Genomic DNA, 12,823 nt, shown 5'->3' with positions numbered 1-12,823 from the left:
AGAGTCGGGCCTTCAGGCCCGGAGAGGGCACCCTCCCCGGCCGTTTGCTCGTCCGACCCTCCCGCAAGCGGGAAGGTGTTATCCAGATGTTTAACCCCAAAGACTCGTGTTTGCCTGCTTAGGCCGTGAAGATCTCTAGCCAAAGTCGCCTCTTGCCACGCGAAAACAGCGTCCCACGACGCACCTTTTGCAGAACAAAAGACGATGCTGCAGAGACGAACCAGCGGGACCGCAGCGTAACGAATTCACAACTGACCCCGCATCGGCGACGAAGCACCTACGGCTGACACCTTGGTTTCACTTTGCCCCGGCGCACTGCCTCGACGGCCCAAAGCCTCACGAACGGAAAGACGATTGCGAGAATCGATCACCTTCCTTAGGGAATTTGCTAAAAACCCCACCAAAGTCGGCGCGATCGCTCCGAGCAGCCCCGGGTTGGTTCGCGTGATGACTCATGGATTCGATTGGCAAAAAGCGCGCGGCGTCGTGGAGTTCGGCCCGGGAACCGGCGTGTTCACCGAGGCCATCGTCAAGAAATTGCACCCCGATGCCAAGTTCGTCGCGATCGAACGCAGTCACGACATGGCAGAACTGACGCGTCGGCGATGCCCATCGGCAACGGTCATCGAAGACAGCGTGACCAACCTAGACGCCATTTGCGATGCCGCTGGGATCGGCCAAGTCGACGCTGTCTTGTGTGGGCTGCCATGGGCGTCGTTCCCCGATTCACTGCAGCGGGAGATTATGTCAGTCACCCTCAATCGCATGGCACCCAATGCAAAATTCGCAACCTTTGCATACTGGCAGGGCGTGATTTTGCCGGCCGGGAGACGATTTTCTAAGCGACTGCGAGAGAATTTCTCCGACGTGCGACGATCGGAGACGGTTTGGCGGAACCTGCCCCCCGCGTTCGTTTATCGCTGTACGAAATAGACTGCTGAGCGAAATAAGCTCCGGCATCCACTTATGCCCTAGCGCTAGGCAAACCAACAATTAAAAACCGCGTTGCAGCCCGGCGGTGATATCGAGATCCAAGCCGGCGAACTCGCCGCGTTTAATCTTTTCGAGTGCGATCGCCCCCATCGCGGCGTTGTCGGTGCACAGTTCGGGAGGGGCGATGACGAGCCGGAACGCATGCTTTTCCGAGGCCTCCCTCAGTCGGTCGCGAAGGGCTGGGTTTGCGGCAACACCACCCCCGACGATGAGGTGGCCGGCCCGGTATTGCTTGATTGCCCGCACGCTTTTGCGGACCAAGACATCGACCACGGCGGCTTGAAAAGAAGCGCAGATATCCGCCTTCGCTTGCCGATCGAGGTGATCGGCGGAGACTTCTTTTGCCGGAGGCGGCGAGATGGTGTACCGGACGGCGGTCTTGAGGCCGCTGAAGCTGAAGCGGTAACCCGACTCACCGATCATCGAGCGGGGGTAGGCGTGGGCCTTCGGATTCCCTTCGCCCGCAAGCCGACTGACCGCCGGCCCGCCGGGAAACCCGAGCCCCAACATCGCGCCGACTTTATCGAACGCCTCACCCGCGGCGTCATCGATGGTGCCGCCGAGGTATTCCAGATCGAGTGGGCTGGTGCAGTGATACAGGCTGGTGTGGCCACCGCTGACGACCAGCCCGATCGCAGGATACACGCTCTGGCCGCTGGCCATTTGGCAAGCGTAAAGATGTGCGTGCAGGTGATTGATGGAAACGAGCGGTTTTTGCCAAGCTACGGCCAAAGTTTTGGCGGCGACAACGCCGACCAACAAGGAACCGGCCAGTCCCGGGCGATCGGCGACCGCAATCGCCGTTAAATCGTCCGCCGTCACGCCGGCCTGCGTGATCGCGGTGTCAATCACCGGCAACAAACGCTCTAAATGGGCTCGCGCGGCAACTTCGGGAACAACGCCCCCAAAACGCTCGTGCAAGGATTCCTGGGTTGCGATACACTGCCCCAAAACCGCTCCATCATCGGCAATCACGGCCGCAGCGGTTTCGTCGCAAGTCGATTCAAGTGTGAGAATTGGCATCCCGAGAGCTTAACTTGAATCAGGCCTTGACACCAACGGGATTGGCCCGATACTTGCACGCTTCGAAACACGGAAAACGTCCGGAAAACCTACCGATCTAACCTCATGCCAACGATCAACCAACTCGTCCGAAAACGACGCAAAACCAAACGCAGACAAAGTAAGTCGCCCGTTCTGGAGAAGTGCCCCCAAAAGCAAGGGGTGTGTTTGCAAGTCCGGACGATGACTCCCAAGAAGCCGAACTCGGCTCTGCGTAAGATTTCGCGGGTCAAGTTGAGCAACGGTAAAGAGGTCACCGTTTACATTCCGGGTGAAGGCCACAACCTGCAAGAGCACTCGATCGTTCTTGTCCGCGGTGGACGGATCCGTGACCTTCCCGGTGTTCGCTACCAAGTCGTTCGCGGAAGCCGCGACGCATTGGGTGTCGAAGGCCGCAAGCGTTCACGCAGCCGTTACGGGGCGAAGAAGTAGTCGCCACCCGCGTTCGCTCCGCAACGCATGTCCGCCGGTGCAGTGTTGAATCGTCACGCCGCACCCGTTGTTTGATAGTCAACCCGATACACGCATACGAAATAGAAAAGATCTGATATGGGACGGATCACTGCAAGTAGAAAGCAGATGAAAGGCGACCCGCGACACGGTTCGCTGCTGGCAAGCAAGTTCATTAATTGCCTCATGCTGGACGGCAAGAAAACCGTCGCACAGAAAGTTTTCTATGACGCCCTCGAAGAAATCTCCAAGCGAGATGGTGCCGAAGGCCAAGAACCTATCGAAGTCTTCGAGCAGGCCCTCGAAAACATCAAACCCTACATCGAAGTTCGCAGCAAGCGAGTCGGTGGTGCCAGCTATCAAGTTCCGATGCAGGTCAACCGCGCCCGCCAACAGAGCCTCGCGATTCGCTGGATCCTCGAAGCCGTTCGCAGCAAGAAAGGTCGCCCGATGCACCTCAAGCTCGCCGACGAACTAATGGCCGGTTACAAGAAAGAAGGTGTCGCCTACACCAAACGCGAAAACACCCACCGGATGGCCGAAGCCAACAAGGCGTTCTCGCACTTCGCATGGTGATCGACCTTTCGATCACATTCACACGCGACACACAGCATTAACAATTTTCAATACCGCGACCTCGGCATCCACTTGCCGGCGTCGCGGTTTTTTTGATCCAATCCATTCGGTCTCGCCGTTCCGCCGCCTGCCGGAATTCGCTGACGTTCGCCGCTCACTTTCACCACGCACCCTGATCTACCTCCATGTCCGCTGACATTACCAAACTGCGAAACATCGGGATCATTGCCCACATCGATGCCGGCAAGACCACCGTCACCGAACGAATGCTTTTCCTCAGCGGGGCCAAGCACCGTGTCGGCCGCGTCGACCACGGAACGACCGACACTGACGACGATCCCGAGGAACAAGAACGCGGAATCACGATCTTCAGTGCGTGCGTGAAATTCCACTGGAACGATCACAACATCAACCTGCTCGACACCCCTGGTCACGTCGACTTTACCGCCGAAGTCGAACGCTGCTTGCGAGTCCTCGATGGGGCCGTCGTCGTCTTTTCTGCTCGCGAAGGCGTCGAAGCACAAAGCGAAACGGTGTGGCGCCAGGCCGATCGCTACAACGTGCCGCGGATCGTTTTCATCAACAAGATGGACCGCGAAGGCGCAAACTTTGATTCCGTCTTTAGCGATATCGAACCAAGGCTTGGCGGACGGCCCGTCGCGGTGGAACTGCCGGTCGGCCAAGGCCCCGCCCATGTGAACGACCCGTTCCGAGGTGTCATCGACTTGGTGGAAATGAAAGCTTTGCAGTTCGACCCGGAAACGGAAGGCAAGTCGGTCACCGAGACTGACATTCCGGATGAACTGATCGATGACGCCCTGCTGTGGCGCGAACAATTACTCGAAACCGTCTGCGAAATCGATGAAGAAGCGATGGCGCTGGTGATGGAAGATCAAGAAATTCCGGTCGAATTGATCCGCTCGGCATTGCGCAAAGGCTGTATCGAACAAACGATTCAACCCGTCCTCTGTGGGTCGGCGCTACATGGCATCGGCGTCCAACCCCTGATGACGGCCGTCGGGCATTACCTACCCAGCCCAATCGACCGCCCACCGGTGGAAGGCGTGGATCCGAAGAAGCCCGAAAAGTCACTGCTCCGAAAGCCGGACCCCAGTGAGCCATTCAGCGCGCTCGTCTTCAAGATCTTGCCCGCCAAAACCGGCGACAACTATTGGATACGAATTTATAGCGGGGCACTCAAACAGAACTCGCGAGTCTTTTGCCCGAACCGCGACAAGAAAGAAAACGTCGCACAACTCTGGCAGATCCATGCCTCCAAAAAGGAACGCGATGGCCAGGTAGAGACTATCACCGCGGGCGATATCTGCTGTGTGATCGGTCCTCGCTTTGCAATCACCGGCGACACGCTTTGCGACTCGAAAGACCAGATCGAACTGCCGAGCATTAAATTTGCCGACACAGTTTTGTCGATGGCGATTGAACCCGAGAACACTGGCGACCGAAAGAAGCTTGACGAAACACTCGACATGCTTCGCCGCCAAGACCCGACGTTCAAAGCGGTCGAGAATGAAGAACTCGGACAGACATTGATCAGCGGGATGGGCGAATTGCACCTCGAAGTCATCCAGCACCGCTTAACTCGCGACTTCGGACTGAATGTCAAGTTTTACAAGCCTCGCGTGAACTACCGCGAAACGATCGGCGGAAAAGCCGACGTGACCGGTGTTTGCAATCGCCAGATGGGCGCGTCGCAAATGTTTGCCCGGCTGAAGATCCGTGTCGAAGCAACCGAAGACTCCTCCACCGCCCCCCTCGTTTTTGATCGCTTGCCGCCGGACTGCCCGCTGCCCAACGACGTTCGCACCGCAGCGATTGAAGAACTTCGCGAACGGGCCGCCGGCGGTGGAGTCCTTGCGGGCTTCCCACTTTCCGGGATCAAAATTGAAGCCTATGACGTCGAAGTTCATGAAGAGGGAAGCGATGAAGTCGCATTCCGAATTGCCGCCGGTGACGCGTTCGACAAAGCGATGAACGAAGCCGGCCCGGTCTTGCTCGAACCTGTGATGAAAGTCGAAGTCACAACGCCGGAAGATTACATGGGCGAGCTAGTAGGTGACCTCCAACAGCGACGCGCCTTAATCGCCGCCACCGAAACACGCGGAGCGATGACGGTGATCACGGCGAACGCGCCACTGAAAGAACTGTTCGGCTACTCCAGTGCCGTACGAAGCCTCAGCCAAGGTCGCGCCGGCAGCAGCATGGAGCCACTCGGCTATCAACCAGCACCCAAGGAAGACCTCGAGGCGTTCCAGTATTAGGCGGCCGGTTAGAGCCATCCTTCACTACCTTAGAGTTAGGATCGATTTGCTCTTTGATGCGGATCTTTGAGGTACAGTGATTGGATTGCAAATCAATGATTGAAGGATGTGATGACGAGCACAGCCTGCAAGCCTCGATCGCTGGGCAGATCAGCATCACGTTCGATGTTTGGACAATGGTTCTTTCGGCAATCTGCAACGTTGCCCGGCGCGGACACACTGCGTTCCACACCGAGGAAGAAAAGCGGTGCAGTGTCTGCGTGCCTGCGTGCCGCACTAACGGTTCGTTCCGTTTGAAAATACGGGTGCGAGTCTTCAACCGACGAAAACGCTCGAATCAAAAACCGATCCCGAACCAAGCCCGCTGAAACCTTCGCTATGCACCTCGACGAACCAAGTTGGCTGCCCCTTGCCGCAACCGAGTGGGTAAGTCTACTCTCCGGCGGATCACTGTACTTGCTCGCGATAGGCTTGGTCTTGGCTTGCTTTCTTAGCTGGCTGACCAATTTGATCACGTTACCTGGCAACTGGATCTGCGTGCTTTTGATAGGTCTGTATGCTTGGTTGGGACCGCAGAGCGGACGACTATCGATCTCGCTGATGACACTGGGAGTCACCTTTGCGATTGCTTTTGTTGGCGAAGTGATCGAGTTTGTCGCTTCAGCAGCCGGTGCAAAGAACGCCGGCGCGAGCACCAAGTCAACGATCTATTCGATCTTTGGTTCTATCGTAGGTGCGGTCGTCGGTGGAATTGTTGGCGTTCCAATTCCTGTGGTCGGCCAAATCTTCGCTGCCATCATCTTTGGCGGACTCGGTGCGGCTTTCGGAGCGATGTACGGCGAATGGACCGACGGGCGAGCATGGCGAGATAACTGGAACGTTGGGCAGGCAGCATTCTGGGGCAAACTGTTCGGTACGATCGGAAAGTTCAGTGTCGGATTGTTGATCGTCCTCACAGTTGTGGTTGCGGTTTGTGTGTAGTGTTTCAACCACAACAAACACACCAAAACCGCACGGCCGCAACTAAACTCAGCCCCCCTAGATAGGCGGCCGATCAAATTTCCCAAAAAAATGAGAGTTTTACCAGAATCTACGGCGGATCGCCGCCCTAAGCGTTGCTCCACCCAGCAGGCTCATAATGACTGTTGACCGAGGAATGCCATGGTTTACTCGACTGCTGCTCCAGACCAACCGCGACTTACCGATTTTGTCGCCCCCCATGCCTTTATCTCACAAGACCTCAGTGGGAACATCACCGAAGTCAGCCATTCGATCACCGAAGTACTCGGCTACTCACCCGAAACACTTGTCGGGCGGCCGATCAACACGATCTTTTCACCCGACTGCAGGGCAAATGATTACTTTCGGTTTGCCAGCGACCGTCGGCCAACCCACCTGCTGCTGAGCTTGCTTAGCTCCAGCGGCGAGTCACGCGTCTTTTCGGTCTACCGCAACCGATCGATCGGAAGCGGACAGGACGATCGCTATCACAACCTTCTCTCCGATGTGACCGACGAAGTTCGTCAGTACCAAACGCTCAAATCGCGGCTGGAAACGCTTCAATCGATTCAACGCGGTCTCTCCGATCAGGAACACCAGGTCGCTGAACGAATTGTTAACGGTATGCTCAATCGTGAGATCGCGGAAGAGCTACAGGTTTCAGAACGAACCGTCGACCGCCGACGTGCCTCGGTCATGAACCACTATGGTGTCGACTCCACCGCCGAACTGGTTTGCCAACTTTCAGAGCTTTCGCACTTAAAAACCTTTTTGCAGATCGCCGGTCAATCGACTTGGCGAACCGCGGTCAATGTCAACGAACTCGCCGCCCGACCACTTAGCCGCAGCGCGTGAGCGGTCTTTCTAGACGCGTATCCCGACGCCAAAGAATTCGGTAAAACGAAAGCCTCGGGTCGACCGGCGCCTCGATCGTTCGCCAGTCGTGCCCGAGAGACGGGTGTCTCACGAGTTCGACGTAATGCCCCCCGTTGTCGGTTGTTGACGGCAGCGCGTTCAATGGGCGAGAGTCTCGTGATTCACTTGGAACCGAATTCACTCAGTCCAAGGCACGGATCCGATGTCGAACGCTTTCGAACCACAATTCACCGATGCCCCCGTACAAGAGCATTCCTCCGGAACCAACAAAGGTTGCCTGATCGGATGCTTGGTTGCCGGCGGCCTGTTCGTTGGAGCAATTCTCTGCGCCGGCGTCGGTATCTACATGCTCGCGTCAAAGGCCGTTGATACCTACACGTCGACGACGCCGGCAAAACTTGAAACGGTCGAATACACCGAAGAAGAAATGGCGGCGCTAAAGAGTCGCGTCGAAAGCTTTCGCGAAAAGTTGAACGCTGGCGAAACCCCCGAAGAGGATCTTGAGCTAACCGCGGACGATATCAACGCCTGGATCGCAACGGATGAGAACCTGAAAGGTAAATTCTTTGTCGAGATCAAGGACGACCAGGTTCACGGCGACGTCAGCTTACCGCTCGACGGAATGCCCATGGGTGAAGGGCGGTACTTCAATGGTTCCGGAACATTCGACGTTTCGATGGAAGGCGGCGTTTTGATCGTCACGATGCAACAAGCCGAAGTCAATGGCGACCCGGTTCCCGAATCCGTGATGCAAGGATTTCGCAGCGAAAATCTCGCCAACGAAATCTACAAGAAACCCGAGAACGCAGAATTCATGCGGAAGTTCGAAGACATCCGTATCGAAGACAATCGATTCATCCTGCGAGTCAAACGGGATTCAGCGGAAGAAGCACCGCCCGCCGCCACTGAAGACGACATGCAGAAGCCGCCGGCTTAGCACCCTCGCGCAGGCATGACTTGCCTGGCACACGCTTGGCTAGCTACCAGTGCTCATGCGTTTGTCCACCTGGCAACCACTGTCGGCGTCGCCGGAGGCAATTGGGGCGTCTTGGAATCGATCAAAATTTCAAAGCCTCGTTCGACAAAACGATCTGACGTCCAAACCGATCGATGCCGCTCATACGGATTGCCGTGAGCGGCACCTTGCTCCATCGCATCGTCTGGAGTGATGACCATCAATGATCCATTGGGACAAACCAACCGGCGAGCTTGTTCTAGGACTTCTATCGCAACTTCATCTTCAAAGTGCTCGATCACATCACCGATCAGTACCATCGCGTACTGCTGGCGATCGAGATTCAAATGCTCACGCAAGTCACGGACGAAAATGAGGTTGTAAAGATCCCAGACGGGATTTCGGTATGCGGGCCAAATTTCGACGCCGACCAAATGTGTCCTCCAAGGCTGAACCCCCAGGTCAAGCCATTGCCGAACCGCGACGCCGAGCATCCCAAACCCCATTCCCAGATCGAGAACCGTGCCCGGATTCTGGCGGATCAATTCCGTCGCGAACGTAGGAATTGCCATATAGCTACCGATTGGCATCAACGCGTACCTCCACGATCGAACCACAGCTTCTGTAACAACTGCTCATAGTTCCGTGCCATATCGCTGGCATATCCGACTCGCTCTGCGAGTTCATGGCCGGCTTCGATCATCGCCCTGCGAAACCGCGGAAATCGCTGCAGCTTTTCAATCGCCGCCGCAATCGATTCGGCATTTGGATCGACGACCATTCCATTGACGCCGTCGACGATCAGATCCGATACCATCCCATACGGAGTTCCGACCACCGGAACCCCTGCCATCATCGCTTCCATCGCGACCAACCCATAACCTTCAAACCGAGACGGCATTACAAAAGCATCCATCGCTGAATAAAGGTCTCCAAGATCTCCGTCACCTTCGGCGAGAACGAAACGTCCGGGCAATAGCTTCATCCCGTGCTCAAGAATGAAATCCCGCATCACACCATAGCCCACCAACAAAGCTTTACAGTGACGAGGCAAACGGGCGACGGCATCGATCACAAGTTGTGGATTCTTCTCTTCACTCAACCTGCCAACAAATCCAACCACGAAGTCGTCCTGTGAAAAACCCAATGCGTCGCGCGAGACCGACCGAGGACGCGTCTTCACGAGACGATGGGGGTCTACGCCGTTGAGCACTACCGAGACCGGCCAACCGTCGCACACCTCGCGGCGGACATGCTCGGTTACCGCGATAATATGATCGATCACAGGTCCAATCTTCGAAAGCCGATCCCGTGTGTACTCGGCGTCACCGTGGGCGATGAAGATTGAAATCGGAGGCGGGGACTCCTGTAACCAGCGACAAACGTCATGTGAAACTTGCCCCGGGTCGGAAACAAACAAGATGTCACAGTCTCGAGCCGCTTGCATCACACTCTCTCGGCCCCCCACTTCGATCGGCATTCCCATTCGTGAAACCTGCCGTGGGTCAACCCAATCGGTCACAATCACACTTCGTAGAAACTGCAACCGCTCCGGGTCGGCATAGCGTGCCAACGAAGCCAGCCAGTATTCGATCCCCGCCGGTATTAACGCGGCATTCAAATGAGCGATTCGAAGCGGACGCCCAATTGACCACTCTAAAAAAGGCAACGGATCCTGAGTCGTTCCCGAGGTTAAAAGAGAAGATCGCGACACCGAGGACGCTTGAGCTGAATACTCATTCGTACGGGGGCTGTACATCGAACGGGGGTTGTACATCGAACGCGGACTGTACATCGAACGCGGACTGTACATCGAACGCGGGGCGTCGACATGATCAGTGGTCTGTGTTGCCTCCTCTGCTACGTCATCAATCGAATTGGACTTCGGTTGAGTTGGATTCGAAGATTCTTCATGACCGTCTTGGTCATTCGTTTTCCGAGTCATCGTGTTCATCACTTTGGTTAGACGGATAGCATCACATTACAACAGAATCAATAAACGCTCTAAGGGTCTGTTAAATTTCAGGTTTGGCCTCTCCCGATGTCGCCTTATGCTCTGCAAAGTTTTCGTTGTGGGACGCTGCTTTCGCGGAGCGAAAGGCGACAATAGAAAATCAACAAGCTGCTAAGTCACACACGTCATCAGATGAAAGACACCAGCCTCTCCAACCTATGATCAAGAGTGCGATTGTGATCGAATCAACGAACGCGAATAGGTCAAATGGTCTGCGACATCAAACCGGTCCGTTGGGAGACGCAATTCGACCGGAACGGTATTCGAATCGAACGCACAGTTTAACGAGATCTCGCGTAAAAACCCGCAATAACTTTGGCATCGGGATTGGCCGGTTCCAAATACTCTGACGCATTCGGATCAAGAGATTTGACGACGTCGGATGATTCGACATAAAAACACTGACTGATTTCTGGAGTCGCGAGAGAAGTTGTCTTGATCCATTGATTTTCCGCGAACCACTGAAAATATTCCGAGATCGGCCGATTGACAGTATGCAGCGCCGACGCATCGACGATGAGATTATCATCGAACCGAAAATCCTGATCTAATTCCGAGCCATTCAAGTACAAGCCGACGTCGACCTGCGAGATAGTGTTGTACCGAACGACGACATGTTCGGCGGCGCGTGAGACAGGAAACAGAAAACTCATCCCACCCTTGCCACGTGACAGCCAGTTGCGTTCGACTAATACAGAACGTACCTGTCCTTGGATGACCAACGGAATACCATACTGCAGCGACTCACCATGGAGATGATTGTGATGCACGTGCAGATGACGAACCGGCGATTCGGTAGCGTCATGCGATCCGATGACTAATCCGACCGCGCCGGAGTCGAACTGGCATTCTTCGATCACAATCGGTGACGCTTTCGTTCCAGATGCACCGAAATCAAACCGAACCAACTCAACCCGGTGCGCCGCAGGATTATTTGAAACAAAGTGCATCTTCTTGAGCGAGAGCCCCGGACATTGCCCCGAAACTCGCATGGCGATTTGCATCCCGCTTGCCCGGACCTCTATTCCCCGTAACTTGACGTCCGGGACACCAGAAATCCGCACCACGGGTTCCCCTGCCGGGCCAACCAAAACAGTGCCTTTCTTGCCTTGAAAGGTCACGCCCGCGTGATTGACCGGATCGAACAACTCGAACGGCCCGAAGTGTCGCTCACCTGAAAACCGTATCAGCGTATTCGGTGATAGAAACCCGACCGCTTCTTGAAAAGTAGCCACCTCACCATCGGCCGCCCCGACATCGATAATCCCATCGGCTAAGACTTCGGTTGCCGTCGGCTCAGTCGTTTCGGCGACTTGGTCGGCGGTGATTTCGGGGCGATTTGCAAGCCAGATCGCGGCGAAAATTAACGATCCACTGCAGAGCAACAGGACTGCGGCTATCCATTTCAGAGTCGTATCTGAGCTGAAATCCAAGCGGTACCAAGGTCGCGGGCGAAGTGGATAGAGTCGATGACTGGGCATCCGCTGTTGATGCGACTGCGCGGACCATTGCAACAAGAGGTCGGCAACCTGCTTGGCCGTCTTCGGTCGCCCTTTGGCATGTTTGCTGAACAGCGTTGACATCAGCTGATCAAATTCCGGTGGGATGCCTTCGACAAATGACGACACGGGCGGAGGCTCGAAACCTCGAACGCGCGCCGCACTAGCATACGTCGACCCTGCCTGAAACGGACTTCGCCCACGAAACATCGCATACAAAACACAGCCCAGGCTAAAGAGGTCGCTTGCCTCGGTCAATTCTTCTCCATCGACTTGCTCCGGTGACATGTAAGAAGGTGTCCCCACCATATCGCCCATACTGGTCAGGTCAGAGTTTTCGACAAGCAATCGAGCCAACCCGAAATCAGACAACTTGACGCGTTCGATGCCGTCTTCCAACATCACGTTGCCCGGTTTGACATCACGGTGAATGATCCCATGCCGATGGGCTGCCGCTAACCCGGATGCAATTTGTGCACCGATCCGTAAAACGTCTTCGTAGCACATCGGGGCATCGTTATTAATTCGCTCTAAGAGCGATTGTCCGTCGACAAACTCCATGACGAGATACGGGATACCATCTTTCTGAGCGACCGCATGAATGGTCACCACGTTGGGATGATTCACGCTTGCCGCCGCACGCGCTTCACGCAAAAAACGCTTCCGGGCGCGTTCACTGGTCATCAGGCGATCCGACATCACCTTAATCGCCACATTCCGATGCAATTGCTCATCGAAAGCACGCGCGACGACGCCCATACCACCTCGGCCGATAATATTCAGGACTTCGTAGTGCCCCAGTCGCCCTAGTGAATCGTGGCGCGTCGTCGGCTCAAGCGTTACCGGTAAACGTCGTTGCTGGTCTGGACTAACCGTCTCGTGAGCCTTGGTTTGCAGTGTCGCATCAATCGCGTTTGCATCCCCCAAGACAGGCTTGTCCGCGTCGAAAAAGAACTGCTTGCTCGAATCGTCTTGAGCCTCCTGCCGTTGATTCCCTGTCGTCGCGTCGTCCCGGCTCTGGTCATCCGAGCCAGAAAGATCCCGTGAGTTATTCATCGTTTAAGAACTCAACGTGGTGTTGAACCAAATCAATCCGCGGCCTGTCTTTTTCCACCCAACG

At 55.6% G+C, this 12,823-nt stretch carries 11 protein-coding genes; 7 read left to right on the top strand and 4 right to left on the bottom strand.

All coding sequences use genetic code 11. From position 1 onward, the window contains the following. Positions 1-354: 354 nt before the first annotated feature. Positions 355-933 (top strand): class I SAM-dependent methyltransferase, encoded by a 579-nt coding sequence (locus FYC48_RS08285; RefSeq protein WP_230776343.1) that lies wholly within the window; start codon positions 355-357, stop codon positions 931-933. A gap of 60 nt (positions 934-993) precedes the next feature. Here the strand turns inward: FYC48_RS08285 and tsaD are convergent, their stop codons facing one another. After that, positions 994-2,016, bottom strand: coding sequence for a tRNA (adenosine(37)-N6)-threonylcarbamoyltransferase complex transferase subunit TsaD (gene tsaD / locus FYC48_RS08280; RefSeq protein WP_149496244.1), 1,023 nt, complete (start codon positions 2,014-2,016; stop codon positions 994-996). A gap of 105 nt (positions 2,017-2,121) precedes the next feature. On the opposite strand from tsaD, the gene rpsL reads away from it, so the two are divergent. The 6 genes from rpsL (at position 2,122) to FYC48_RS08250 (ending at position 8,172) form a co-directional block, all read left to right on the top strand. Further along, positions 2,122-2,487 (top strand): 30S ribosomal protein S12, encoded by a 366-nt coding sequence (gene rpsL, locus FYC48_RS08275; protein WP_149496243.1) that lies wholly within the window; start codon positions 2,122-2,124, stop codon positions 2,485-2,487. 117 nt (positions 2,488-2,604) lie between these two features. After that, a complete protein-coding gene (rpsG, locus tag FYC48_RS08270) occupies positions 2,605-3,081 on the top strand; it encodes a 30S ribosomal protein S7 (protein ID WP_149496242.1) in 477 nt (158 codons plus the stop codon). A 185-nt stretch (positions 3,082-3,266) separates the two neighbouring features. Next, on the top strand, positions 3,267-5,360 hold the full coding sequence (gene fusA, locus FYC48_RS08265; RefSeq protein WP_149496241.1) for an elongation factor G: 2,094 nt from the start codon (positions 3,267-3,269) through the stop codon (positions 5,358-5,360). A 378-nt stretch (positions 5,361-5,738) separates the two neighbouring features. After that, complete coding sequence (locus tag FYC48_RS08260; protein ID WP_149496240.1) at positions 5,739-6,341, top strand: DUF456 domain-containing protein; 603 nt, start codon at positions 5,739-5,741, stop codon at positions 6,339-6,341. 180 nt (positions 6,342-6,521) lie between these two features. After that, positions 6,522-7,214 carry a LuxR C-terminal-related transcriptional regulator gene (locus tag FYC48_RS08255; protein ID WP_149496239.1) on the top strand — a complete coding sequence of 231 codons (693 nt, stop codon included), beginning with the start codon at positions 6,522-6,524 and terminating at the stop codon, positions 7,212-7,214. 223 nt (positions 7,215-7,437) lie between these two features. Further along, complete coding sequence (locus tag FYC48_RS08250; protein ID WP_149496238.1) at positions 7,438-8,172, top strand: hypothetical protein; 735 nt, start codon at positions 7,438-7,440, stop codon at positions 8,170-8,172. Positions 8,173-8,225: 53 nt separating this feature from the next. Here FYC48_RS08250 and FYC48_RS08245 read toward each other — a convergent pair whose 3' ends face one another. The 3 genes from FYC48_RS08245 to FYC48_RS08235 all read right to left on the bottom strand — a co-directional run bounded on the left by FYC48_RS08245 (position 8,226) and on the right by FYC48_RS08235 (position 12,759). After that, complete coding sequence (locus tag FYC48_RS08245) at positions 8,226-8,780, bottom strand: methyltransferase domain-containing protein (protein ID WP_149496237.1); 555 nt, start codon at positions 8,778-8,780, stop codon at positions 8,226-8,228. After that, positions 8,780-10,135 carry a glycosyltransferase family 4 protein gene (locus tag FYC48_RS08240; RefSeq protein ID WP_160149396.1) on the bottom strand — a complete coding sequence of 452 codons (1,356 nt, stop codon included), beginning with the start codon at positions 10,133-10,135 and terminating at the stop codon, positions 8,780-8,782. Before FYC48_RS08240 ends, FYC48_RS08245 begins: the two co-directional genes overlap by 1 nt. A gap of 350 nt (positions 10,136-10,485) precedes the next feature. After that, positions 10,486-12,759 carry a serine/threonine-protein kinase gene (locus FYC48_RS08235; RefSeq protein WP_149496235.1) on the bottom strand — a complete coding sequence of 758 codons (2,274 nt, stop codon included), beginning with the start codon at positions 12,757-12,759 and terminating at the stop codon, positions 10,486-10,488. Positions 12,760-12,823: the final 64 nt, after the last annotated feature.

The organism is Roseiconus lacunae (assembly GCF_008312935.1).
GTDB classification, from domain to species: domain Bacteria; phylum Planctomycetota; class Planctomycetia; order Pirellulales; family Pirellulaceae; genus Stieleria; species Stieleria lacunae.
The sequence above is the reverse complement of the archived record's forward strand: the minus strand, read 5'-3'. Positions and strand labels throughout refer to the sequence as shown.